At 70.1% G+C, this 25,549-nt stretch carries 18 protein-coding genes and 3 rRNA genes; 18 read left to right on the top strand and 3 right to left on the bottom strand.

What is annotated here, in order from left to right; translation table 11 throughout:
* Window positions 1-186: 186 nt before the first annotated feature.
* The 3 genes from OG335_RS11890 (at window position 187) to OG335_RS11880 (ending at window position 4,679) form a co-directional block, all read left to right on the top strand.
* Window positions 187-2,721 (top strand): FHA domain-containing protein, encoded by a 2,535-nt coding sequence (locus OG335_RS11890; protein ID WP_405011054.1) that lies wholly within the window; start codon window positions 187-189, stop codon window positions 2,719-2,721.
* Between the two features lie 166 nt (window positions 2,722-2,887).
* Entirely contained in the window at window positions 2,888-4,039 is a 1,152-nt protein-coding gene (locus OG335_RS11885; protein WP_405011053.1) for a GAF domain-containing sensor histidine kinase, read from the top strand.
* Window positions 4,032-4,679 (top strand): response regulator, encoded by a 648-nt coding sequence (locus OG335_RS11880; RefSeq protein WP_405011052.1) that lies wholly within the window; start codon window positions 4,032-4,034, stop codon window positions 4,677-4,679. Before OG335_RS11885 ends, OG335_RS11880 begins: the two co-directional genes overlap by 8 nt.
* Window positions 4,680-4,745: 66 nt before the next feature.
* Here OG335_RS11880 and OG335_RS11875 read toward each other — a convergent pair whose 3' ends face one another.
* On the bottom strand, window positions 4,746-5,546 hold the full coding sequence (locus OG335_RS11875; RefSeq protein WP_405011051.1) for a hypothetical protein: 801 nt from the start codon (window positions 5,544-5,546) through the stop codon (window positions 4,746-4,748).
* Between the two features lie 202 nt (window positions 5,547-5,748).
* Here OG335_RS11875 and OG335_RS11870 point away from each other — a divergent pair, with 202 nt between their 5' ends.
* The 8 genes from OG335_RS11870 to OG335_RS11835 all read left to right on the top strand — a co-directional run bounded on the left by OG335_RS11870 (window position 5,749) and on the right by OG335_RS11835 (window position 12,636).
* Window positions 5,749-6,540 (top strand): ABC transporter ATP-binding protein, encoded by a 792-nt coding sequence (locus OG335_RS11870; RefSeq protein WP_405011050.1) that lies wholly within the window; start codon window positions 5,749-5,751, stop codon window positions 6,538-6,540.
* 178 nt (window positions 6,541-6,718) lie between these two features.
* Window positions 6,719-7,129 (top strand): NfeD family protein, encoded by a 411-nt coding sequence (locus OG335_RS11865; protein ID WP_405015367.1) that lies wholly within the window; start codon window positions 6,719-6,721, stop codon window positions 7,127-7,129.
* 9 nt (window positions 7,130-7,138) lie between these two features.
* A complete protein-coding gene (locus OG335_RS11860; protein ID WP_405011049.1) occupies window positions 7,139-8,122 on the top strand; it encodes an SPFH domain-containing protein in 984 nt (327 codons plus the stop codon).
* Between the two features lie 102 nt (window positions 8,123-8,224).
* Window positions 8,225-8,983 carry an SDR family oxidoreductase gene (locus OG335_RS11855; protein ID WP_405011048.1) on the top strand — a complete coding sequence of 253 codons (759 nt, stop codon included), beginning with the start codon at window positions 8,225-8,227 and terminating at the stop codon, window positions 8,981-8,983.
* 253 nt (window positions 8,984-9,236) lie between these two features.
* A complete protein-coding gene (locus OG335_RS11850; RefSeq protein WP_405011047.1) occupies window positions 9,237-10,001 on the top strand; it encodes a sulfite exporter TauE/SafE family protein in 765 nt (254 codons plus the stop codon).
* 51 nt (window positions 10,002-10,052) lie between these two features.
* On the top strand, window positions 10,053-10,229 hold the full coding sequence (locus OG335_RS11845) for a DUF1272 domain-containing protein (protein WP_405015366.1): 177 nt from the start codon (window positions 10,053-10,055) through the stop codon (window positions 10,227-10,229).
* A 3-nt stretch (window positions 10,230-10,232) separates the two neighbouring features.
* Complete coding sequence (locus OG335_RS11840) at window positions 10,233-10,529, top strand: 4a-hydroxytetrahydrobiopterin dehydratase (RefSeq protein ID WP_405011046.1); 297 nt, start codon at window positions 10,233-10,235, stop codon at window positions 10,527-10,529.
* Window positions 10,530-10,626: 97 nt separating this feature from the next.
* Window positions 10,627-12,636 carry a PQQ-binding-like beta-propeller repeat protein gene (locus OG335_RS11835; RefSeq protein ID WP_405011045.1) on the top strand — a complete coding sequence of 670 codons (2,010 nt, stop codon included), beginning with the start codon at window positions 10,627-10,629 and terminating at the stop codon, window positions 12,634-12,636.
* Window positions 12,637-12,717: 81 nt separating this feature from the next.
* Here the strand turns inward: OG335_RS11835 and OG335_RS11830 are convergent, their stop codons facing one another.
* Window positions 12,718-13,233, bottom strand: coding sequence for an HNH endonuclease (locus OG335_RS11830; RefSeq protein ID WP_405011044.1), 516 nt, complete (start codon window positions 13,231-13,233; stop codon window positions 12,718-12,720).
* 250 nt (window positions 13,234-13,483) lie between these two features.
* Here OG335_RS11830 and tyrS point away from each other — a divergent pair, with 250 nt between their 5' ends.
* The 6 genes from tyrS (at window position 13,484) to OG335_RS11800 (ending at window position 23,508) form a co-directional block, all read left to right on the top strand.
* Window positions 13,484-14,749: a tyrosine--tRNA ligase gene (tyrS, locus tag OG335_RS11825; protein WP_405015365.1), complete on the top strand. Its 1,266-nt coding sequence runs from the start codon at window positions 13,484-13,486 to the stop codon at window positions 14,747-14,749.
* Between the two features lie 565 nt (window positions 14,750-15,314).
* A 16S ribosomal RNA gene (locus OG335_RS11820) occupies window positions 15,315-16,836 on the top strand.
* 278 nt (window positions 16,837-17,114) lie between these two features.
* A 23S ribosomal RNA gene (locus OG335_RS11815) occupies window positions 17,115-20,224 on the top strand.
* A gap of 111 nt (window positions 20,225-20,335) precedes the next feature.
* Window positions 20,336-20,452: ribosomal RNA gene (gene rrf / locus OG335_RS11810) — 5S ribosomal RNA — on the top strand.
* Together the 16S, 23S and 5S rRNA genes form the textbook arrangement of a ribosomal RNA operon.
* A 369-nt stretch (window positions 20,453-20,821) precedes the next feature.
* Window positions 20,822-22,549, top strand: coding sequence for a hypothetical protein (locus OG335_RS11805; RefSeq protein WP_405011043.1), 1,728 nt, complete (start codon window positions 20,822-20,824; stop codon window positions 22,547-22,549).
* Entirely contained in the window at window positions 22,534-23,508 is a 975-nt protein-coding gene (locus tag OG335_RS11800; RefSeq protein WP_405011042.1) for a hypothetical protein, read from the top strand. Before OG335_RS11805 ends, OG335_RS11800 begins: the two co-directional genes overlap by 16 nt.
* A gap of 72 nt (window positions 23,509-23,580) precedes the next feature.
* On the opposite strand, the gene OG335_RS11795 is transcribed toward OG335_RS11800, so the two are convergent.
* On the bottom strand, window positions 23,581-24,945 hold the full coding sequence (locus OG335_RS11795) for a DUF1015 family protein (RefSeq protein ID WP_405011041.1): 1,365 nt from the start codon (window positions 24,943-24,945) through the stop codon (window positions 23,581-23,583).
* Between the two features lie 103 nt (window positions 24,946-25,048).
* On the opposite strand from OG335_RS11795, the gene OG335_RS11790 reads away from it, so the two are divergent.
* Window positions 25,049-25,543: a tetratricopeptide repeat protein gene (locus OG335_RS11790; RefSeq protein ID WP_405011040.1), complete on the top strand. Its 495-nt coding sequence runs from the start codon at window positions 25,049-25,051 to the stop codon at window positions 25,541-25,543.
* Window positions 25,544-25,549: the final 6 nt, after the last annotated feature.

The following is a 25,549-nucleotide window of genomic DNA, read 5'->3' as shown; positions in this document are numbered from 1 at the left end:
CGTCCGCACGGTGGGACGACGGCGCAGGTCCGCCCGGCGGCCCGGTTTCGTTGCCGGCCGGTCACAACAGGCCCGGGTGACTTTCAGGTACGGCGGCGGGGCTGGAATGATTCCCCCGTCAGATCACAGGCACGACTCCCCGGCCGGGGAGCCAATCGGGGGACCGAGAGAGCGGGGCAGCGGACAGTGCCGCAACTCGTACTGGAGCTCAACGGGCAGCAGCGCGTGCTGGATCCGGGCCGCGCGTACACCATCGGACGCGACCCGGCCTCGGACTTCCCGTTCGACGACGCGCGGGTCTCCTGGCGTCACGCCACCATCTCGTTCGACGGCACGGCGTGGCAGCTGGTCGACCACGGCTCCACCAACGGCACGTACACCGCCGGCGCCCGCACCCAGCACGTGCCGCTCGCACCGGGCGCCGTCGTCCACCTCGGCAACGCCCAGAACGGGCCCCGGCTCGCCTTCTCGGCGCCCGTCGCGGCCCAGCCGCACGCCGCCGACCTGCACTCCGCCGCCACCAGCCGCGCCCAGCCCGGGCAGCTCGCCCAGCAGCCGTGGGCCCCGCAGGAACCGCCGGTCCACCAGGAGTGGAACACCCCGGCCCCGCAGCCCGCCGTGCCGCAGCAGCCCTTCGCCCCGCAGGCGCACGCCCCGCAGCCGCACGTGCCGTCGCAGGCCCGGCAGCCGTCCGTGCCCGGCGGCCTCGGCAACCCCACCGTGGTGCGCAACCTCACCGCGGGCATGCGCACCATCCGCATCGGCCGCGCGCTCGACAACGACGTGGTCGTCTCCGACCTGCAGGTCTCCCGCCACCACGCCGAGCTGCGGCAACTCGCCGACGGCCGCTGGGAGATCGTCGACCTCGGCAGCCACAACGGCATCTTCCTCAACGGCCAGCCGGTGCAGCGCCAGCTGATGGGCCCGCAGGACCGCCTGACCGTCGGCCACTCCAGCTTCGTACTCGTCGGCGACCAGCTGCAGGAGTTCGTCGACACCGGCGAGGTCACCTTCTCCGCCCGCCACCTGACCGTCGAGGTCGACTTCAAGGGCGGCAAGAAGGTCCTGCTGAACGACGTCTCCTTCTCCGTGCCGGAGAAGTCGCTCGTCGCCGTCATCGGCCCCTCCGGCTCCGGCAAGTCGACCCTGCTGCGCGCCCTCACCGGCTACCGCCCCGCCGACCGCGGCGAGGTGCTCTACGACGGCCACAACCTCTACCAGCGGTTCGCCGAGCTCCGCTCCCGCATCGGCCTGGTGCCGCAGTCGGAGATCCTGCACAAGGAGCTCACCGTCCGCAGCGGCCTCAAGTACGCCGCCCGGCTGCGCTTCCCCGGCGACACCGAGCCCGCCGAGCGCGAGCGCCGCATCGACGAGGTGCTGTACGAGCTGCGCCTCGACAAGCGCGCCGACAACCGCATCACCGCCCTCTCCGGCGGCCAGCAGAAGCGCGTCTCCGTCGCCCTGGAGCTGCTCACCAAGCCGTCGCTGATCTTCCTGGACGAGCCCACCTCCGGCCTCGACCCGGGCATGGACCGCGAGGTCATGCAGACCCTGCGCGGCCTCGCCAACGACGGCCGCACCGTGCTCGTGGTCACCCACTCGGTCGCCGAACTCGCCCTCTGCGACCGGCTGCTCGTCATGGCGCCGGGCGGCTCGGTGGCCTACTTCGGCCCGCCGTCCGAGGCCCTGCACTTCTTCGGCTACGAGACCTGGGCCGACGTCTTCCAGGCGTTCGAGAACTACCCCGACCACGACTGGGCCGGCCGCTACCGCGGCTCCGTCCACTACCGGCAGTACTCGGCCGACGTCGACGCCCCCGTGCACCACGCCACCCCGAGCGTGCCCGCCGCCCAGGTGCGCCCGCCGAAGCCGCAGAGCTGGGGCTCCCAGCTGTGGACGCTGATCCGCCGCTACCTCGCGGTGATCGCCTCCGACAAGGGCTTCATGCTGCTCTCGCTGCTGCTGCCCCTGGTGCTCGGCGGTGTCTCGGCGTTCATCCCCAGCGAATGCGGGCTCGTCGCCTGCGCCAACGGCCGCAACGACATCGCCCGCATGATCCTCCTGGTGGTGGCGTTCGGCGCCTGCCTCTCCGGCTCCGCGAACTCCGTCCGCGAACTCATCAAGGAACGCGCGATCTACGAACGGGAACGCGCCACCGGCCTCTCCCGGTCGGCGTACCTGGTCTCCAAGATCGTCGTGCTGGGCCTGGTCAGCTTCGTCCAGGGCACCGTCATCTCCGCGATCGCCTTCAAGGTCCGCGAGCTGCCCGCCGAGGGCCTGCTGCTCACGAACCTCCCCGCGGTCGAGATGGCCATCGGCGTCATCCTGCTCAGCTTCACCTCGATGATGGTCGGCCTCACCATCTCCGCCCTGGTGAAGACCTCCGAGAAGACCATGCCGCTGCTCGTGATGTTCGCCATCGTCCAGATGGTCTTCACCGGCTCGATCTTCCAGGTCTTCGACAAGCCCGGCCTGGAGCAGTTCGCCTGGCTCATGCCCGGCCGCTGGGGCCTCGCCGCGAGCGGCAACACCCTCGACCTGGCCCACACCTCCGCCGTCAGCTACACCAACCGGGTGCCGCTGATCGACGGCCTGTGGGAGCACTCGATCGGCCACCTCTTCCTCAACTGGTTCGCCCTGCTGGTCATCTCCACCGGCCTCGCCCTGCTCGTCCAGCGCCTGCTGCGCCGCCACGAGCCCGAGGTCATGCAGAAGGGCTGACCGCCCGGCACCACCACCCCGCACCATCGCATCGCCCCGCGCCACGACGGGCGGCACACCCCCGGGACGGGGGAGTGCCGCCCGTCCGCGCGCTCCCGGCGTACACCCCTGGTCCTACACCCGCCGACCCATGACCCGCCCCGGGCCCGGCGGTAGCGTGGGCACCATGCCGCCCGAGGAACCCGCCCCCGCCTGCGACCCCTGCCTCGGCGGGATCGAGGCCATCAGCACCGCCGTGCTCGCCATGAGCGGCCACCTGGAGGTCCGCGAGGTCCTGCGGCGCATCACCGCCTCCGCCCGCTCGCTGCTCGGCGCCGAGTACGCGGCCCTCGGCGTGCCCGACGACCACGGCGGCTTCGCCCAGTTCGTCGTCGACGGCGTCACCGACGAGCAGTGGCGCGCCATCGGCCCGCTGCCCCGCCAGCACGGCGTGCTCGCCACCATGCTCCACGAGACCACCCCCACCCGGCTCGCCGACGTCCGGCAGGCCCCCGCCTTCGAGGGCTGGCCCGCTGCCCACCCCGACATGACCGACTTCCTCGGCATGCCGATCGTCGACGGCGACGAGATCCTCGGCGCCGTCTTCCTCGCCAACAAGGCCGGCGGCTTCACCGCCCACGACGAGGAACTCCTGCGCATCCTCGCCGCGCACGCCGCCCTCGCCCTCGCCAACGCACGCCTGTACGAGCGCAGCCGCGAACTCACCCTCGCCGGCGAACGCGCCAGGATCGCCCACGACCTGCACGACGCCGTCTCCCAGAAGCTCTTCTCGCTGCGCCTCACCGCCAAGGCCGCCGCCACCCTCGTCGACCGCGACCCCGCCCGGGCCCGCGCCGAACTCGCCGAGGTCGCCCGGCTCGCCGCCGAGGCCGCCGACGAACTGCGCGCCGTCGTCGTGGAGCTGCGCCCCGCCGCCCTGGAGGAGGACGGCCTCACCGCCACCCTCGCCTCCCAGGTGCAGGTGCTCGACCGGGCGCACACCGCCGCCGTCACGTTCGGCGCGCAGCACGTCCGGGCACTGCCCGCCGCACAGGAGGCGGCGGTGCTGCGGGTCGCCCAGGAGGCGCTGCACAACGCGCTGCGGCACTCGGGCGCGCAGCGCGTCGAGGTGTCGCTCACCGGCACCCCCGCCCGCGGCGCGGTGCTGCGGGTCGCCGACGACGGGCACGGCTTCGACCCGGACACCGTCCGGCGGGCCGGCCGCCACCTGGGCCTGGTCTCGATGCGCGACCGCGCGGCGTCCGTCGGCGGCACCCTCACGCTGGAGTCGGCCCCCGGCAGCGGGACGGTCGTGGAGATGGAGGTCCCCGGTGCCTGACGGCTCCGCACCGATCCGGGTGCTGCTCGTCGACGACCACCAGGTGGTGCGGCGCGGACTGCGCACCTTCCTGGAGGTGCAGGACGACATCGAGGTGGTCGGCGAGGCCGCCGACGGCGCCGAGGGCGTCGCCCGCGCCCAGGAACTCGCCCCGGACGTCGTGCTGATGGACCTCAAGATGCCCGGCGTCGACGGCATCGACGCCCTGCGGATGCTCCGCGACCAGGGCTCCCGCGCCCGCGTGCTGATCGTCACCAGCTTCACCGAGCATCGCACCGTCGTGCCCGCCCTCCGCGCGGGCGCCGCCGGCTACGTCTACAAGGACGTCGACCCGGAGGCGTTGGCCGGCGCGATCCGCTCCGTCCACGCCGGGCACGTCCTGCTCCAGCCCGAGCTCGCCGAAGCGCTGCTCTCCGACGCCGGCCCGCGGCCCGCCCAGGGCCGCGGCGGCACCCTCACCGAGCGCGAGCGCGAGGTGCTCGGCCACATCGCCGACGGCCGCTCCAACCGGGAGATCGCCCGCAGCCTGCACCTGTCGGAGAAGACGGTGAAGACGCACGTCTCGAACATCCTCATGAAACTCGACCTGGCCGACCGCACCCAGGCCGCCCTGTGGGCCGTCCGCAACGGCGAGGCCTGAGCCGCGTCGCCCGGCGCCCGCGGCTCAGCGCCCGTCGTTCAGCACGCGTCGTTCAGCACGCGTGGCTCAGCGCCGCTCCTCGTCGACCAGCGCGTTGTACGCCGCCGTCTGGGCCCGGCGCGCGGTCCGCTCCAGCGGCACCAGCACCTCCCGGCGGGCCGCCATCTCGGACGCCGACACGGCGGCGCCGTGCCCGTCCGCGGCGATCGCCAGCAGCGCCCCGACCTGCCGCGCCGACTGCAGCACCCGCACCGCCCGCGGCGGGTAGCCGGGTGCCAGCAACTCGTCGTGGCCCCGCCGCCGGTACGCCTCCAGCGCCCGCAGCGCCTCCGGTCCGGCGCCCGCCACGTCCAGCCGGGCGAGCATCACGGTGGCCCGCCGCAACCCCTCCGCGAGCTCCCGCTCGGCCTCGTCCAGCGACGGCACGTCCGCGGGCGGGCCGTCGCCGACCGCGGAGCAGCGCCACAGCACCGTCGCCGAGCGGTCCCCGGCCGGGCCGAACTCCGTGACCTCGGGCACGAACCCGATCGGCGCCCCCACCGCGAGCACCGCCTCCCCGGCCGCCAGCGCCGCCGCGTTGAAGGCCGCCGGGCCGGTCAGCCCCAGCGGGTGCCCCGCGGCCGGCAGGGCCAGCCGCAGGCCCCTCACACCCATCACCCGGAGCCGGCCCATCGCCCAGGTCAGCGCGTGGAGCTCGCCGTCCGCGTCGCCGGGCAGCCCGGTGACGCGGTGCGAGTCGTCGTGGCCGAGCACGGCCGCCGCGGCGTCGTCCGGTGACGCGGCACCGGCGAGGAGGGCGTTGCCCCAGGCGGTGAACCGGGCCGAGCGCGGCTCCTGGAAGGGATTGTCGGCAGGTGTGGCGAGCATCCCGCCAGCCTACGGACAACTCCGCCATCCGCGTGGCGTAGGTTTGCCCTGTGCTGCGTGCCGCGCACCCCGTCCCGCCCCGTTCAGACCGGCGGGAGTACGCTGCCCGCTCGCACCGACCGAGACACGAATGGACCGCACCCCGAGGCCGATGCCGCCGGCCCTCGGACGGCCGACATCTGCATTTGGGGAAGGCGTAGGCATGAGTGACGTGCTGGAGCTGGTGGACGTATCCGTGGTCCGGGAGGGGCGCGCGCTGGTCGACCAGGTCTCCTGGTCGGTCGCCGAGGGCGAGCGCTGGGTGATCCTCGGCCCGAACGGAGCAGGCAAGACCACCCTGCTGCAGATCGCCTCCACGTACCTCTACCCGACCACCGGCACCACCGCCGTCCTCGGCGAGAAGCTCGGCTCGGTGGACGTCTTCGAGCTGCGCGCCCGGATCGGCCTCGCCAGCGCCGCCATGTTCGACAAGCTCCCCGGCGAGCAGACCGTCCTGCAGACGGTGCTCACCGCCGCCTGGGGCATGACCGCCACCTGGCACGAGCAGTACGAGACCAGCGACGAGGTCCGCGCGCTCGCCCTGCTCGACCGCCTCGGCATGTCCGACTTCACCACCCGCCGCTTCGGCACCCTCTCCGAGGGCGAGCGCAAGCGCACCCTGATCGCCCGCGCCCTGATGACCGACCCCGAGCTGCTCCTGCTCGACGAGCCGGCCGCCGGCCTCGACCTCGGCGGCCGCGAGGACCTGGTGCGCCGCCTCGGCGCGCTCGCCCAGGACGCGTACGCGCCGTCGATGGTGATGGTCACCCACCACGTCGAGGAGATCGCGCCGGGCTTCACCCACGTGCTGATGATCCGCCAGGGCAAGGTGCTGGTCGCCGGGCCGATCGAGACCGAGCTGACCGCCCGCAACCTCTCGCTCTGCTTCGGCCTGCCGCTGACCGTGGAGCGCCACGGCGACCGCTGGTCCGCGCAGGGCCTGCCGCTCGGCTGAGCACGCCCGACCGGCCCGGCCCGCCGGTCCGCGGGGCCGGGCCCGACGGCGGCCTGAACCACTGAACTCCGCTGAACCACGGGGCATCCGCACGTACGACCGGTTTCCGCCCCTCCACCTGCGGGAAGCTACGCGTCGTAAGCACTCCCCTCCCTAGGATGGCCCTGTGGACAGCTGGATCTGGTGGCTCCTGGCCGCCGTCGGCCTCGGCATACCGCTGGTGCTCACCGCGATGCCGGAGTTCGCCATGTTCGCGATCGGCGCCGGCGCCGCCGCCCTGACCGCGGCGGTCGGCGGCGGGGTGGTACCGCAGTTCCTCGTGTTCGTCGCGGTGTCGGTCGCCCTGCTGGTGTTCGTCCGCCCGATCGCGTACCGCCAGCTGCAGAAGGGCCCGACGGTCAGGACGGGCATCGAGGCGCTCACCGGCGCCACCGCAGTCGTACAGGAGAAGGTCGACGGGGAGGGCGGCCGGATCAAGCTCAACGGTGAGATCTGGTCGGCTCGCGCGCTGAACCCCGGCAGTGTCTACGAGCCGGGGCAGCAGGTCGACGTCGTCGAAATCCAGGGCGCGACCGCCCTGGTCGTCTAGGGGAGAAACGTGGAACCCGTCCTCATCGTGCTGGTCGTCCTGGTCGTGGTGGCCTTCATCGCGCTGATCAAGACGATCCAGGTGATCCCGCAGGCCAGCGCGGCGATCGTCGAGCGCTTCGGCCGATACACCCGCACGCTGAGCGCGGGCCTCAACATCGTGGTGCCGTTCATCGACACCATCCGCAACCGCATCGACCTCCGCGAGCAGGTCGTGCCGTTCCCGCCGCAGCCGGTCATCACCTCCGACAACCTCGTCGTCAACATCGACACCGTCATCTACTACCAGGTGACCGACCCGCGGGCCGCCACGTACGAGGTCGCCAGCTACATCCAGGCCATCGAGCAGCTCACCGTCACCACCCTCCGCAACATCATCGGCTCGATGGACCTCGAATCGACGCTCACCTCCCGCGAGGTCATCAACGCCGGCCTGCGCGGCGTCCTCGACGAGGCCACCGGCCGCTGGGGCATCCGCGTCAACCGCGTCGAGCTCAAGGCGATCGAGCCGCCGACCTCCATCCAGGACTCGATGGAGAAGCAGATGCGCGCCGACCGCGACAAGCGCGCCGCGATCCTCACCGCCGAGGGCGCCCGGCAGGCCCAGATCCTGCGCGCCGAGGGCGAGAAGCAGGCCGCCGTCCTCCAGGCCGAGGGCGAGGCGCAGGCCGCCGTGCTCCGCGCCGACGGTGAGGCCGCCGCCATCCGTACGGTCTTCGAGGCCATCCACGAGGGCGACGCCGACCAGAAGCTCCTCGCCTACCAGTACCTGCAGACCCTGCCCGAGCTCGCCAAGGGCGACTCCAACAAGCTGTGGATCATCCCCAGCGAGATCGGCGACGCCCTCAAGGGGCTCGGCGGCGCCTTCAACGGCATGACCGGCGGCAACGGCACCCCGCCCGCCGCCGGACCCCGCCCGGTCGACACCGAGAGCAAGGGCGCCGCCCGCCCCCGCGTCGAGACCCGCGAGTACCCGAAGATCGACCCCGAGTGACCCGGCGCTGACCGGACCGGCTCCGGCCCGTACCCCTCCCGCCGCGGAGGGGCACGGGCCGGAGCCGTGTCACATCCGGGCGGGCTGCGTCGTCCCCCTCACATGAGAATCGCCATTGTCGGAGGAACGGGCACGCTCGGACGACGCGTCGCCGAAGAACTGCGCACCCGCGGCCACGAGGTCCGCATCCTCAGCCGCCACTCGCCGGACCACCCGGTCGACCTCACCACCGGCGCCGGCCTCGACACCGCCCTCGCCGGCTGCGACACGGTGGTCGACGCCAGCAACAGTCGCGGCTCCGCCAAGGAGGCCGAACGCACCCTCGTCGCCGGCACCCGCAACCTGCTCGCCGCCGAGCAGCGCGCCGCCGTCGGCCACCACGTCTGCGTCTCCATCGTCGGCTGCGACCGGGTGCCCGTCGGCTACTACCGGGTCAAGACCGCCCAGGAACGCGCCGTGACCGAAGGACCGACCCCGTGGACGGTCGTCCGCGCCGCGCAGTTCCACGAACTGCTCGGCGAGGTCTTCACCCTCCTCGGACGCCTGCGGGTGCTGCCCGTGCCGAGCGTCCGGCTGCAGAGCATCGCCTGCGCGGAGGCCGCCCGGGCCGTCGCCGACGCCGCCGAGCGCCCGCCGCGCCTCGGCCGGATGGAGGTCGTCGGCCCGGAACCCGCCGACGCCCGCGAACTCGCCCGCACCTGGCGGGCCGTCACCGGACGCCGCGCACTCCAACTGCCGGTGCCGCTGCCCGGCGGCGTCGGACGGGCCCTGCGCGCGGGCGCACTCACCACCGACCGGCCCGACGTCCGCGGCACCGTCCCGTTCGCCGTCTGGCTGGCGGGGGAGACCGCCGGCCGCTGACCCCCGCCCCCGGGCCGCCCCGCTCCCGTCGCGCCCGCCCGGGGATCGGCCGTGCCCGGGATCGGCCGTGTCCGGGGAGCGGCTGTGTCCGGGATCGGCCGTGTCCGGGGAGCGGCTGTGTCCGGGGAGCGGCTGTGTCCGGGATCGGCCGTGTCCGGGGAGCGGCTGTGTCCGGTATCACGGAACGGATCGGTCCGCACACACCCGGCCTCCGGCATGATCCTTGCTGACGCCACGAAGGAGGACGGGACCGATGACGCTCTGGGAGGGCCTCGCGGTGCTGCTCGCCGGCATCGGCGCGGGCACCATCAACACCATCGTGGGCTCCGGCACACTCATCACCTTCCCCGTGCTGCTCGCCATCGGACTTCCCCCCGTCACCGCCAACGTCTCCAACACCCTCGGCCTCGTCCCCGGCTCCGTCAGCGGCGTCATCGGCTACCGCCGCGAACTCGCCGGCCAGCGGAACCGCCTGCTGCGCCTCGGCTCCGCCTCCCTCGTCGGCGGCCTCACCGGCGCCTGGCTGCTCGTCCAGCTCCCCAGCTCGGCGTTCGACGCGATCGTCCCCGCGCTCATCCTGATCGCCCTCGTGCTCGTCGTCATCCAGCCGCGGGTCGCCCGCGCGATGGCCGCCCGCCGCGCCGCCGACGCCGGCCCGCCCCCCGAGGCCGGGCCGCTGCTCCTCACCGGCGTCCTGCTGTCGGGCGTCTACGGCGGCTACTTCGGTGCCGCCCAGGGCGTCCTGCTGCTCGCCCTGATGGGCATGCTGCTCCAGGACGACATGCAGCGGATCAACGCCACCAAGAACGTGCTCGCCCTGATCGTCAACGGCGTCGCCGCGGTGTTCTTCCTCTTCGTGGCGGAGATCGACTGGACGGTCGTCCTGCTGATCGCCGTCGGCTCGGCCGCCGGCGGCCAGATCGGCGCCCGCGTCGGACGCCGCCTGCCGCCCCCGGTGCTGCGCGCCGTCATCGTGGTCGTCGGCCTGGTGGCGGTCACCCGCCTCCTGCTCACCTGACCCGCCGTCGGCCCGACCGGAAGGAACCCGGCGGCCCCGGAGACGCGACCGATCTGCGAACGCTGCGCAGTGTCGCTCCGCCCGGACGCCGCCGCCTTCCTATGCTCCTACGAGTGCACGTTCTGCCCGGACCGCACCGGGGCCATGGCCGCCGACCGTCCCGACCGCGGCGGCGGACCGGTCCGCCGGCCGCGCCGGGCCACCGCAGACCGCCCCGACGGGAGCTGACCGATGAGCCGTAACCGGCTGACCGAGGACGAGATCACCACCGCCCTCGCCGACCTGCCCGACTGGCACCGGGAGGGCGGCGCGATCGTCCGCACCGCCGAGACCGCAGGCTTCATGACCGCGATCCGCGTCGTCGACACCGTCGCCGTCGCGGCCGAGGAGCTCGACCACCACCCCGACATCGACATCCGCTGGCGCACCCTGCGCTTCGCCCTCTCCACCCACAGCGCGGGCGGCCTGACCGGCCTCGACACCACCCTCGCCGCCCGCATCGACGAGATCCTCCGCAGCACGGCCTGACGGCCGGTCAGGCGGGCCCGGCCGACGCTCCGGCCGGGCGCCGTCCGGGCCGTGAGATGCTGGCCGCTGGCAGCAGCAGTCGGGACGGACGGATTTCATGGCTCAGGACCCTCCCCGGACCTACGACCAGGGGTACCCCCACGACGGTGCCGGGCAGCAGCCCGACGGCGGCTACGACCCTCAGCAGCAGTGGTACCAGCCGCAGCCGGACGTACCCGCGGACCCGTGGGCCACCACCGGCGCCCAGCAGCCGTACGCGGCCGCCGGCGACCAGCAGGCGTGGCAGCAGTACCAGCCGACCGCGTCCTGGGACGCCCCGCAGCCCGCTGCCCCCGCCGGCACCGACGCGTACTACCCCCAGCAGGGGTACTACGCCACCGGCTACGAGCAGCAGCCCGCGGCCGACCCGTACGCCTCGGCCTACACCGACCCGTACGCCGCCGCCTACACCCCGTACGCGGCGGACCCCGGGACGGCCGCCGCCGACACGGCGCAGCAGGCCCCCGAGCCGCCGCTCCACGCACCGGCCGGCACCCACCAGGGGTACGGCGGCCAGCAGGCGTACCAGCCCTACGAGGCGTACACCGAACCGGTGCAGGGCCTCGACGCCCACGGCCTCGACGAGCCGCTGGGCCACCCGCCCTTCCCGCAGGGCGCGCCGCAGTACGCCGCGTCGGGCGGGGACACCCCGGACCCGGCGGAGCACGGCTCCGACGCCGCCGGGACGGCCGGGCGGCCCTCGCTCGCCGAGCGTGCCCGGTCGGCCGCGGCCGCGGTGGTCTCCGCGGACCACGGCCCCGGCCGCCGCACCCTGATGATCAGGACGGGAGCCGGCGTGGCCGCGCTCGCCGTCCTCGTCACCGCGGGCATCCTGGCGACCGGCGACGACGACCCCGACCGCGGCGGCGCGGGCACCGGCACCGCGTCCGGGCCGTCCGTCACGGTCGCCCACGCCAAGGCCTGGACCGCCAAGCCCGCCGAGGCGTCCGCAGGCGCCGACGACACCCTTGTCGGCAGCTGGGTCACCGCCGACGCGGCCGTCCGCGCGGACGGCACCGGCGTGCACGCCTACGCGCTCGCCGACGGCACCCCGACCTGGTCCGTCACCGCCCCGACCGCCGGAGCCGCGCCCTGCGGGCTCTCCGCGACGGTCGGCGGCACCGGCCTCGGCGGCGTGCTCTTCCGCAGCGGCACCGACGCCAAGAGCCCCTGCACCGCACTCGCCGTGGTCGACACGAAGACCGGGAAGACCGCCTGGACGAAGACCCTCTCCGACACCGAGAACGGCTACGACGCCAAGGTGTCCGTCCTCGGCGACAAGGTGGTGGCGGTCGGCGAGGACAAGGTCTACGCCTGGGCCGCCGCCGACGGCAAGGACCTCTGGCAGTACACCGGGCAGGGCAAGTTCTGCAGCCTCTCCGGCGGCGGCTCCGGGGCCACGGTCGTCCTGCACAGCAGCTGCGCCGACAGCACCCCGGTCGACCAGGCGGTCGCGCTGAACGCCGCCGACGGCAAGGTCACCTGGTGGCGCGGGCTCAACAACAAGCCCAAGACCGTGACGGTGCTGTCCGCGGAGCCCGCCGTGGTCGCCACCAGCGGCGAGACCCCGGCCGACGACCGGATCTTCGCCTGGAGCGCCACCGGCGACCCGGCCGCCGAGATCCCGGTGACCGGCACCGCCGGACGCCTGGACACCGCCCGCGGCTCCTTCGACGTCGCGCCGACGGTCTACTTCCACGAGCACACCATGGTCACCACCGTCGGCCCGGCCGACGGCGGTGTCGCCACCGCGGTCACCGCCTACGACCTCAGCACCGGCAAGACCGCGTGGACGACCGCCGTCGCGGAGAAGCGCAAGGCACGCGCGGTCGGCGTGGAGAACGGCACCGGCCTGCTGCTCGCCGTCGACGAGCGGCTCGACCAGCCCGCGCACATCAGCCGCTTCGCACTCGCCGGGGGCCAGGAGACGCAGGGCGGGGCGTTCCCGCTGGGCACCGGCTCGCTGCTGACCTCGGGACGGGTGCTCAGCGGCGGCGGCAAGGTCGTGGTGCTCCCCGAGCACTCGGCGAACTTCGGCACCGCCACGGGATTCCAGGCCAAGGGCTGATCCGGCGGCACGTCCACGGCCGGCCCGTCCCCCGATCGGGCCGGCCGTCGACGTCCCCGCCCGTCACCCGTCCGCCGGACCTCAGGCGGTGGCGGGCAGGGGCAGCCAGGCGGCGAGCTCGCGCATCTCGGTGTCGCGCAGGCCGAGGGCGAGCATCAGCGTCGCCTCCGGGGTCGGCTCGAACGGGCGCCGCAGCAGTTTCATCCCGGCCTGCTCGGGCGTCCGGTCGGCCTTCCGCTGGTTGTCCTCGGAACAGGCCGCCACGGTGTTGAGCCAGCTGTCGGCACCGCCGCGCGAGCGGGGCACGAGGTGGTCGACGGTGGTCGCCCGCCGCCCGCAGTAGGCGCACAGGTGCTGGTCGCGGACGAGCACACCGCGCCGCGACCACGGAGCGCGTTGTCGGAACGGCACGCGCACGTACCGGTTCAGCCTGATCACCCGGGGCACGGGCACGGCGACGCCGGTACCGCGGACCATCCGGAGCGGATGCGCGTGCTCCACGACCGCCTTGTCCTGCAGGACCAGCACGACGGCGCGCTTCAGGGACACCGTCGTCAGCGGTTCGTAGCTCGCGTTGAGCACCAGCGTGTTGCGCATCGTTCCGGCCACCTCCCTGCGCGGCCGCGCCCCGTGGCACGGCCGGACCCGTCACTGCCGCTCCACGGCGGTGGGTCCACTGTGAACGTCCGGGGCCGGTGCAACAACGGAATTTCCGTCCGCGCCGTGACCGCCCGGAAACCCGCTGGCCGGATGCGCGTACTCTCTAGAACGCTGGAGCCGTCCAGGCACGGGCCCACATGCCGGGCCCGCACCGACGCCGGGACGCGACCGAAGGAGAAGCGTGACCGTGACGGACATCGTCGACGAGCTGCGGTGGCGAGGGCTGATCGCCCTGTCCACCGACGAGGACGCACTGCGCAAGGCGTTCGCGGACGGCCCGGTCACGTTCTATTGCGGCTTCGACCCGACGGCGCCCAGCCTCCACCTCGGCAATCTGGTGCAGATCCTCACCATGCGCCGGATCCAGCAGGCCGGAAACCTGCCGCTCGGCCTCGTCGGCGGTGCCACCGGCCTGATCGGCGACCCGAAGCCCAATGCCGAGCGGGTGCTCAACGACCCCGAGACGGTCGCCGGCTGGGTCGAGCGCCTGCGCGGCCAGATCGCGAAGTTCCTCGACTTCGAGGGCGAGTACGCGGCCCGCATGGTCAACAACCTGGACTGGACGTCCGGGATGTCGGCCATCACGCTGCTGCGCGACGTCGGCAAGTACTTCCGCGTGAACAACATGATCGCGAAGGAGGCCGTCGCCCGGCGGCTCAACTCCGACGCCGGCATCAGCTACACCGAGTTCAGCTACCAGATCCTCCAGGGCATGGACTTCCTGGAGCTGAACCGCCGCTACGGCTGCACCCTGCAGACCGGCGGCAGCGACCAGTGGGGCAACCTCACCGCCGGCACCGACCTCATCCGCAAGGCCGAGGGCAACTCGGTGCACGCCGTCGCCACCCCGCTGATCGTCAAGGCGGACGGCACCAAGTTCGGCAAGACCGAGTCCGGCACCGTCTGGCTCGACCCCGAGCTGACCACGCCGTACGCCTTCTACCAGTTCTGGCTGAACGCGGACGACCGTGACGTCCCGACCTTCCTGCGCATCTTCTCCTTCCGCTCGCGGGAGGAGATCGAGGAGCTGGAGCGCGAGACGGCGGAGCGCCCCGCGGCCCGGCTCGCCCAGCGGGCGCTGGCCGAGGAGCTCACCACGCTGGTGCACGGGGCGGAGCAGTACGAGCGGGCCGTCGCCGCGTCGAAGGCGCTGTTCGGCCAGGGCGACCTCGCGGACCTGGAGCCGGCCACGCTGGCGGCAGCCCTCGCCGAGGTGCCCAGGGCCGAGGTCGCCGAGCTGCTGCCGATCGTCGACCTCCTCGTCGAGACCGGCCTGGCACCGAGCCGGTCCGGGGCCCGCCGCACCATCAAGGAGGGTGGGGCCTACCTCAACAACGCCAAGGTCGCCGACGAGGAGGCCGCGCCGGCCGCGTCGGACCTGCTGCACGGCCGCTGGCTCGTCCTGCGCCGCGGCAAGCGCAACCTCGCCGCGATCGAGGTCCGGCCGAGCTGACGCCAGCCGGCCGAAAACGCACGGTGGTTGAGCAGCCACGACACCCCACAGGGGCCGGATCCAGCCGGATCCGGCCCCGCGTGTTTGACGCTCGCCATCCGGTGCCCTAACGTTGGACGAGTCGCCGAAACCGGTCGTGACCGGGTGGCGGACCCCCCAAACTCTGATGAGCGACCTGTCGCGCACCTATTCGAGAAATCGACCAGGAAATGCGGGCCGAATAACTCTGCTAGAGTCGGGGAGTGCCGAAAGGCAAGAGTGAATCCGATGAAAGAGTCTCCGGAAAGCGGAGCGGAAAGCATCTGATAAGCTCGGAACACGAAAGAGCGAAACGCCCGGAGGGTCCGCTGGAAGGCGGTCCGAAGGAAGTGTCCGTTCCTTGAGAACTCAACAGCGTGCCAAAAGTCAACGCCAGATATGTTGACATCCCCGGTCTCGGACTTGTTCCGGGGTTGGAGATTCCTTTTGTAGTAAATAACACAGCGAGGACGCAGTGCGCGGGGCTCCCTATTCCGGGGGTTGCCGTGCCGCTCAACGCGGGTGTGAACCCGATTGCGGGTAATCATTCACGGAGAGTTTGATCCTGGCTCAGGACGAACGCTGGCGGCGTGCTTAACACATGCAAGTCGAACGGTGAAGCCCTTCGGGGTGGATCAGTGGCGAACGGGTGAGTAACACGTGGGCAATCTGCCCTGCACTCTGGGACAAGCCCTGGAAACGGGGTCTAATACCGGATATGACCGTCTTCCGCATGGTTGACGGTGTAAAGCTCCGGCGGTGCAGGATGGGCCCGCGGCCTATCAGCTTGTTGGTGGGGTAATGGCCTACCAAGGCGACGACGGGTAGCCGGCCTGAGAGGGCGACCGGCCACACTGGGACTGAGACACGGCCCAGACTCCTACGGGAGGCAGCAGTGGGGAATATTGCACAATGGGCGAAAGCCTGATGCAGCGACGCCGCGTGAGGGATGACGGCCTTCGGGTTGTAAACCTCTTTCAGCAGGGAAGAAGCGCAAGTGACGGTACCTGCAGAAGAAGCACCGGCTAACTACGTGCCAGCAGCCGCGGTAATACGTAGGGTGCGAGCGTTGTCCGGAATTATTGGGCGTAAAGAGCTCGTAGGCGGCCTGTCGCGTCGGATGTGAAAGCCCGGGGCTTAACCCCGGGTCTGCATTCGATACGGGCAGGCTAGAGTGTGGTAGGGGAGATCGGAATTCCTGGTGTAGCGGTGAAATGCGCAGATATCAGGAGGAACACCGGTGGCGAAGGCGGATCTCTGGGCCATTACTGACGCTGAGGAGCGAAAGCGTGGGGAGCGAACAGGATTAGATACCCTGGTAGTCCACGCCGTAAACGTTGGGAACTAGGTGTTGGCGACATTCCACGTCGTCGGTGCCGCAGCTAACGCATTAAGTTCCCCGCCTGGGGAGTACGGCCGCAAGGCTAAAACTCAAAGGAATTGACGGGGGCCCGCACAAGCAGCGGAGCATGTGGCTTAATTCGACGCAACGCGAAGAACCTTACCAAGGCTTGACATACGCCGGAAACGTCTAGAGATAGGCGCCCCCTTGTGGTCGGTGTACAGGTGGTGCATGGTTGTCGTCAGCTCGTGTCGTGAGATGTTGGGTTAAGTCCCGCAACGAGCGCAACCCTTGTTCTGTGTTGCCAGCATGCCTTTCGGGGTGATGGGGACTCACAGGAGACTGCCGGGGTCAACTCGGAGGAAGGTGGGGACGACGTCAAATCATCATGCCCCTTATGTCTTGGGCTGCACACGTGCTACAATGGTCGGTACAAAGGGCTGCGATGCCGCGAGGCGGAGCGAATCCCAAAAAGCCGGCCTCAGTTCGGATTGGGGTCTGCAACTCGACCCCATGAAGTTGGAGTTGCTAGTAATCGCAGATCAGCATGCTGCGGTGAATACGTTCCCGGGCCTTGTACACACCGCCCGTCACGTCACGAAAGTCGGTAACACCCGAAGCCGGTGGCCTAACCCTTGGGAGGGAGCCGTCGAAGGTGGGACCAGCGATTGGGACGAAGTCGTAACAAGGTAGCCGTACCGGAAGGTGCGGCTGGATCACCTCCTTTCTAAGGAGCACATAGCCGCTTGCGAGCGAATGTCTCGCACGGTTGCTCATGGGTGGAACGTTGACTATTCGGCACATCGAGTACGGCTCTGTAAGTACTGCTTCGGCGTGGAAAACAGGGATACGGCTTGGTGGGTCGGGCACGCTGTTGGGTCCTGAGGGGACGGCCGTCTGGTCTGTTGCCTCTGGGTGCCGGCCTCACGTGAGGCGCGCTGGTCGCGTCGAGGGTGGGTGTCTGGTCGTTGTTTGAGAACTGCACAGTGGACGCGAGCATCTGTAGGCCAAGTTTTTAAGGGCGCACGGTGGATGCCTTGGCACCAGGAACCGATGAAGGACGTGGGAGGCCGCGATAGGCCCCGGGGAGCTGTCAACCGAGCTTTGATCCGGGGGTGTCCGAATGGGGAAACCCGGCAGTCGTCATGGGCTGTCACCCATACCTGAACACATAGGGTATGTGGAGGGAACGCGGGGAAGTGAAACATCTCAGTACCCGCAGGAAGAGAAAACAACCGTGATTCCGGGAGTAGTGGCGAGCGAAACCGGATGAGGCCAAACCGGCATGGTGTGAGACCCGGCAGGGGTTGCCATGACGGGGTTGTGGGAAAGTTCTTCAGTCGTCTGCCGGCGGCTGGGCGAGTCAGAAACCGTATGGGTAGTCGAAGGACATGCGAAAGGTCCGGCGTAGAGGGTAAGACCCCCGTAGACGAAATCTGTACGGCTTGCTTGAGCTTCTCCCAAGTAGCACGGGGCCCGAGAAATCCCGTGTGAATCTGGCGGGACCACCCGCTAAGCCTAAATATTCCCTGGTGACCGATAGCGGATAGTACCGTGAGGGAATGGTGAAAAGTACCGCGGGAGCGGAGTGAAATAGTACCTGAAACCGTGTGCCTACAAGCCGTGGGGGCATCTCCTTGTGGGGTGTGACTGCGTGCCTTTTGAAGAATGAGCCTGCGAGTTTGCGGTGTGTAGCGAGGTTAACCCGTGTGGGGTAGCCGTAGCGAAAGCGAGTCCGAATAGGGCGGTCATAGTTGCATGCCCAAGACCCGAAGCGGAGTGATCTAGCCATGGGCAGGTTGAAGCGCGGGTAAGACCGTGTGGAGGACCGAACCCACCAGGGTTGAAAACCTGGGGGATGACCTGTGGTTAGGGGTGAAAGGCCAATCAAACTCCGTGATAGCTGGTTCTCCCCGAAATGCATTTAGGTGCAGCGTCGTGTGTTTCTTGCCGGAGGTAGAGCACTGGATAGGCGATGGGCCTCAACGGGTTACTGACCTTAGCCAAACTCCGAATGCCGGTAAGTGAGAGCGCGGCAGTGAGACTGTGGGGGATAAGCTCCATGGTCGAGAGGGAAACAGCCCAGAACACCGACTAAGGTCCCTAAGCGTGTGCTAAGTGGGAAAGGATGTGGAGTCGCAGAGACAACCAGGAGGTTGGCTTAGAAGCAGCCACCCTTGAAAGAGTGCGTAATAGCTCACTGGTCAAGTGATTCCGCGCCGACAATGTAGCGGGGCTCAAGCACACCACCGAAGTCGTGTCATTCACAGAATACGCCCAACGGCGCTGTGGATGGGTAGGGGAGCGTCGTGTGCCGGGTGAAGCAGCGGAGGAATCCAGTTGTGGACGGTTCACGAGTGAGAATGCAGGCATGAGTAGCGATACAAGAGTGGGAAACTCTTGCGCCGATTGACCAAGGGTTCCTGGGTCAAGCTGATCTGCCCAGGGTAAGTCGGGACCTAAGGCGAGGCCGACAGGCGTAGTCGATGGACAACGGGTTGATATTCCCGTACCCGCTTTGAAGCGCCAACGTCGAACCAGGTGATGCTAAGGCCGCGAAGCCGGCCCGGAGTCTTCGGACAAAGGGACGTGGTGGAGCCGCCGGTCCAAGCCTGTAGTAGGTGAGCGATGGGGTGACGCAGGAAGGTAGTCCAGCCCGGGCGGTGGTAGTCCCGGGGTAAGGGTGTAGGCCGAACGGTAGGCAAATCCGCCGTTCATTGAGGCTGAGACCTGATGCCGAGCCGATTGTGGTGAAGTGGATGATCCTATGCTGTCGAGAAAAGCCTCTAGCGAGTTTCATGGCGGCCCGTACCCCAAACCGACTCAGGTGGTCAGGTAGAGAATACCGAGGCGTTCGGGTGAACTGTGGTTAAGGAACTCGGCAAAATGCCCCCGTAACTTCGGGAGAAGGGGGGCCATTCCTGGTGATGAGTCTTGCACTCTGAGCTGGGGGTGGCCGCAGAGACCAGCGAGAAGCGACTGTTTACTAAAAACACAGGTCCGTGCGAAGCCGTAAGGCGATGTATACGGACTGACGCCTGCCCGGTGCTGGAACGTTAAGGGGACCGGTTAGTCCGATTTCGGTCGGGCGAAGCTGAGAACTTAAGCGCCAGTAAACGGCGGTGGTAACTATAACCATCCTAAGGTAGCGAAATTCCTTGTCGGGTAAGTTCCGACCTGCACGAATGGCGTAACGACTTCTCGACTGTCTCAACCACAGGCCCGGTGAAATTGCATTACGAGTAAAGATGCTCGTTTCGCGCAGCAGGACGGAAAGACCCCGGGACCTTTACTATAGCTTGATATTGGTGTTCGGTTCGGCTTGTGTAGGATAGGTGGGAGACTTTGAAGCCGTGACGCCAGTCATGGTGGAGTCGACGTTGAAATACCACTCTGGTCGTGCTGGATGTCTAACCTGGGTCCGTGATCCGGATCAGGGACAGTGTCTGGTGGGTAGTTTAACTGGGGCGGTTGCCTCCTAAAGAGTAACGGAGGCGCCCAAAGGTTCCCTCAGCCTGGTTGGCAATCAGGTGTTGAGTGTAAGTGCACAAGGGAGCTTGACTGTGAGACTGACGGGTCGAGCAGGTACGAAAGTAGGGACTAGTGATCCGGCGGTGGCTTGTGGAAGCGCCGTCGCTCAACGGATAAAAGGTACCCCGGGGATAACAGGCTGATCTTCCCCAAGAGTCCATATCGACGGGATGGTTTGGCACCTCGATGTCGGCTCGTCGCATCCTGGGGCTGGAGTAGGTCCCAAGGGTTGGGCTGTTCGCCCATTAAAGCGGTACGCGAGCTGGGTTTAGAACGTCGTGAGACAGTTCGGTCCCTATCCGCTGTGCGCGTAGGAGTGTTGAGAAGGGCTGTCCCTAGTACGAGAGGACCGGGACGGACGAACCTCTGGTGTGCCAGTTGTCCTGCCAAGGGCATGGCTGGTTGGCTACGTTCGGGAGGGATAACCGCTGAAAGCATCTAAGCGGGAAGCCTGCTTCGAGATGAGCACTCCCACCTCCTTGAGAGGGTAAGGCTCCCAGTAGACGACTGGGTTGATAGGCCGGATATGGAAGCCCTGTAAGGGGTGGAGTTGACCGGTACTAATAGGCCGAGGGCTTGTCCTCAGACGCTCGCGTTCACTGTGTGGTTCCCGGGTAGCGAACAGCTATCGCCGGCGAATCCAAGAAACACTTTATTCAACTAAAAAGTGTGTTTCGCTGAATACCCGATAGGGTTTCGGTGGTCATAGCACGAGGGAAACGCCCGGTTACATTCCGAACCCGGAAGCTAAGCCTCGTAGCGCCGATGGTACTGCAGGGGGGACCCTGTGGGAGAGTAGGACGCCGCCGAACAATTCTTCAAAGGCCGCGGCCCCAGCGATTCGCTGGGGCCGCGGCCTTTTGTGTTTTCCGCGGACATGGAGCAGTACCCCGGTTGTGAGTTCGAGCCCGGACGCGGCTCGGCACTCGATGCCGGACAATGGAAGTGGTGCACGGCCACGTGGCCGGCACCGGGCCGTACAGGGCGTTGGTTCACTGGACGACGACGCGGCCTGGCTGAAGCAGCAGAAGGAGTCACCGGAATGTCGAACCCGCCCCAGGACCGTCCCGAACGTCGATCGGACGACGGCCGTGGCAACGAGCCCCGGTCCCGTGGGGGTTGGTCGAACGATCGGGACCGCGGCCCCCGCCGCGACGATCGCGGTGACCGCCCGTCGTACGGTGACCGCCCCCGCAGCGGCGATCGCCCGTCCTACGGTGACCGTGACCGTGGCGGCGACCGCCCCTCGTACGGTGACCGCCCGCGCAGTGGTGGCGACCGTCCGTCCGGTGGCGGCGGCTTCAACCGTGGTGGTGACCGTCCGTCGTACGGCGACCGCCCCCGCACGGGTGACCGTCCCTCCTACGGTGACCGTCCGCGTACCGGTGACCGCCCCTCGTACGGTGACCGCCCGCGCAGTGGTGGCGACCGTCCGTCCGGTGGCGGCGGCTTCAACCGTGGTGGTGACCGTCCGTCGTACGGCGACCGCCCCCGCACGGGTGACCGTCCCTCCTACGGTGACCGTCCGCGTACCGGTGACCGCCCCTCGTACGGTGACCGCCCGCGCAGTGGTGGCGACCGTCCGTCCGGTGGCGGCGGCTTCAACCGTGGTGGTGACCGTCCGTCGTACGGCGACCGCCCGCGCACGGGTGACCGTCCGTCCGGTGGTGACCGTGAGCGTGGTGGCGACCGTCCTTCGGGTGGTGGCTTCAACCGTGGTGGTGACCGTCCCTCTTATGGCGACCGTCCCCGCACGGGTGACCGTCCGTCCGGTGGTGGCTTCCGTGACCGTGGTGACCGTCCGTCGTACGGTGACCGTCCGCGTACGGGTGACCGTCCCTCGTACGGTGACCGTGAGCGTGGTGGCGACCGTCCTTCGGGTGGTGGCTTCAACCGTGGTGGTGACCGTCCGTCGTACGGCGACCGCCCGCGCACGGGTGACCGTCCGTCCGGTGGTGGCTTCCGTGACCGTGGTGACCGTCCGTCGTACGGTGACCGTGAGCGTGGTGGCGACCGTCCTTCGGGTGGTGGCTTCAACCGTGGTGGTGACCGTCCGTCGTACGGCGACCGCCCGCGCACGGGTGACCGTCCGTCCGGTGGTGACCGTGAGCGTGGTGGCGACCGTCCTTCGGGTGGTGGCTTCAACCGTGGTGGTGACCGTCCGTCGTACGGCGACCGCCCGCGCACGGGTGACCGTCCGTCCGGTGGTGACCGTGAGCGTGGTGGCGACCGTCCTTCGGGTGGTGGCTTCAACCGTGGTGGTGACCGTCCCTCCTACGGCGACCGCCCGCGTACGGGTGACCGTCCCTCCTACGGTGACCGTCCGCGTACGGGTGACCGCCCGTCCTACGGTGACCGTCCGCGTACGGGTGACCGTCCCTCGTACGGTGACCGTGAGCGTGGTGGCGACCGTCCCTCGGGTGGTGGCTTCAACCGTGGTGGTGACCGTCCCTCCTACGGCGACCGCCCGCGTACGGGTGACCGTCCCTCCTACGGTGACCGTCCGCGTACGGGTGACCGCCCGTCCTACGGCGACCGCCCGCGCACGGGTGACCGCCCGTCCTACGGCGACCGTGACCGTCCGCGTGGTGACTTCAACCGTGGCGGCGACCGTCCGTCGTACGGCGACCGTCCCCGTACCGGTGACCGTCCCTCCTACGGTGACCGTCCCCGTCGGGACGACCGGCCGTCCGGCGGTGGCTTCCGTGGGCGCGAGGACCGTCCGTCGTACGGCGACCGTGACCGCGGTGGGGACCGTGGCGGCCGCTTCGAGGGGCGCCGTGACGACCGTCGCGACGACCGCGGGGACTACGACGACCGTCGTGGCTCGTTCGAGCCGGTCAAGCGGCTGCCGATCCCGGACGAGGTCACCGGTTTCGAGATCGACGCGGACGTGCGTCAGGACCTGAAGAGCCTGCCGAAGACCCTCGCCGACGACGTCGCGCGCAACCTCGTGATGGTGGCGCGGCTGCTCGACACCGAGCCGGAGGAGGCCTACAACTACTCGCGGGTCGCGCTGCGGCTGGCGTCCCGTGTGGCGAGCGTGCGTGAGGCCGCCGGCTTCGCCTCGTACATGACGCAGCGGTACGCGGAGGCGCTGACCGAGTTCCGCGCCGCGCGCCGGATGACCGGGCGTTCGGACCTGTGGCCGGTGATGGCCGACTGCGAGCGCGGCCTCGGCCGTCCGGAGCGGGCGCTGGCGATGGCCGGTGAGCCCGAGGTGAAGCAGCTCGACAAGGCCGGCCAGGTCGAGATGCGCCTGGTCGCCGCGGGTGCCCGGAGCGACCTGGAGCAGTTCGACGCGGCCGTCGTGACGCTGCAGAGCCCGGAGCTCGCCTCCAACACCGTCCACCCGTGGACTGCGCGCCTCCGGTACGCCTACGCGGAGGCGCTGATCGCCGCCGGCCGTGGCGAGGAGGCCCGCGACTGGTTCGCGAAGGCCGCAGACGCGGACACCGATGGTGCGACCAACGCCTCGGAGCGGCTGGCGGAGATCGACGGTCTCGAGTTCGTCGACGCTCTGGAGGACGACGAGCCCGGTGTTGAGGCCGCCCAGGACGTGGACGACGCCGACGGTGACGCCCGGGACGAGGACGACGTCCGGGACGACGCCGATGACGACGATGATGACGACGACCTTCGGGACGCCGACGACATCGACGGCGACGTCGACGGCGACATCGACGAGGCCGAGGACGTGGCCGACGAGCGGCAGGCTCCGGCCCGTCGTATCGCCCGCGACGAGGTCGGCGACGACCGCGTGATCTTCGAGGACGAGGAAGACGTCGAGGAGTTCTACGACGAGGACGACCTGGAGATCGACGAGGACGACGAGGACGACCGCGACGGCGCGCCGCGCCGCGGCTGACCGGCCGACCACGAAGGGCCCCGCCCCACGGATCATCCGTGGGGCGGGGCCCTTCGGCGTTTCAGCCCGGTTTCAGCCGAGCCCGAGCGAACGCAGCACCAGCCCGGTCGCCGGCTTCGGACCGAACGAGGTCGACTTGCGCGGCATCGTGACCCCCTGCTCGGCCAGGCGGCGCACCACCCGCTCCTGGACCGGGTGCAGCAGCACGGCGGTGCCGCCGGTGCGGGCGGCCTCCTGCTCGGCGGCGGCCGCGGTGTGCAGGTAGCCGATGTGGTCGGGCGCGTCGGGCACCCGCCAGGTGTGGTCGAGCAGGGTCGCGTGGAGGACGGTGGCGTCCAGGCGGCGCCACTCCTCCGGCCGGTCGGCCCGGACGGTGTCGGCGATCAGTTGCTCGTCCGGATCGGCGACCAGGCGGTAGGTGCCGTCGCCGCCGGTCAGCAGGAACGCGTTGCCACCGTGCTGCTTGGCCTCGCCGAGTGCCTCCAGGGCGGTCTCCAGCGGGCCCGGCACGTCCTTGACGTGCCAGTGCTCACCGAGCGCCGCCAGCGCCCCGGCCACCGGCAGCCGGTACAGCACGCGGTGGATCGCCCGGACGCGGAGCGGGTAGCGGGCGGTGTCGACGAGCAGCACCATGCCGCGGTCCCACGGGCTGCGCGGCAGGTGGCGGTGCTCACGCTGCAGACGCAGGTACATCTCCCACCGATGGTGCCCGTCCGCGATCAGGGCCCGGCAGGTGGCGAGGTCGCGGGCGACCGCGGCGATCTCGGCGTGGTCGGTGACCGCCCAGAGGCGGTGGTCGGTGCCGTCGGTGGTGGTCGTGGCGAGCAGCGGTTCGCCCTCGATCGTGCGTTCGACGACCGCGGCGGCGCCCCCGTGCCCGCGGTAGGTGAGGAGCAGCGGTTCGAGGTTGGCTCGGGTGGTGCGCATCAGGCCGACGCGGTCGGCGACCGGGCGCGGCATGACGTCCTCGTGGGGGAGCACCACGCCGGCCTCGCGGCCGCTGACGGCGAGCGCGCCGATCAGGCCGCGCTGCAGGATGCCGCCGCCGTCCTCGTGGGTGCGCTGCTCGTAGACGTACAGGGCGGGCAACGGGTCGGCGGCGAGCACGCCTTCGGCGCGCCACTGGGCGAGGAGCCGGGCGGCGTGCCGGTACCGGGTGTCGCGGTCGGGCCGGTCGCCGTCGTCGTCCGGTTCGGGGCGGGGCAGGATCAGCCGGACCACGTTGTGCGGGTCGGCGGTCTCCAGGTCCAGCCGACGGCCGGGGTCGACCACGTCGTACGGGGGCGAGGTGACGGCGGCGAGCGTACCGACCCGGTCGGGGACGTACCGCAGGCCGCGGAAGGGGGACAGGGACAGCCCTGCGGTGGCGACGTGCCCGGGATCGCCGGGGCCCCCCGCCGGAGCCGGGGCTCCGCTGTCTGCACTGGGTGCACTCATTCTGGGCATGTTAATCGCGTACGCCGTGTTGGGAGATCGTTGTGGGCAGGCAGCGCCCGGTGCCGTCATCGGATCGGGCCGCGGACGGGGAGCGAGGTACGGCATGAGCAGTGGCCAGGAACGGGTGGACGGGGCCGAGGGCACCGGCGCCCCGGACGGCGACGTCTACGACTGGTTCCGGCGCGGTGTCCGGCTGCTCGACGAGCGGCACCCCGCGGCGGCGGTGCAGCTCCTCGCCCGCGCGGCGGAGGAGGAGCCGCAGTCGCGGTCGATCCGGGAGGCGCTGGCGCGGGCGCAGTTCGACGCGGGGTCGTACGCGGCGGCGCTGGAGAGCTTCCGGGCCGTGGCGCAGGCCGATCCGTCGGACGACTACGCTCAGTTCGGGTGGGGGGTGTCCGCGGCCCGGCTCGGCGACTTCGAGTCCTCCGCGGAACACCTGGCGCTGGCGGTGGCGATGAGGCCCGACAACCAGCACTACCGGGCGGCCCTGCGTCAGACCAGAGCGACGCTCGCCGCCCGCGAGGGCGCCTTCGGACCGCTCGTCCCCGGCGCGCCCGGCTACCTGGCGCCGCCGCAGGACCCGCACGACGAGGCATGACGACGT

Origin of the sequence: Kitasatospora sp. NBC_01539 (assembly GCF_045040525.1) — a bacterium.
Lineage (GTDB): Bacteria > Actinomycetota > Actinomycetes > Streptomycetales > Streptomycetaceae > Kitasatospora.
The sequence above is the reverse complement of the archived record's forward strand: the minus strand, read 5'-3'. Positions and strand labels throughout refer to the sequence as shown.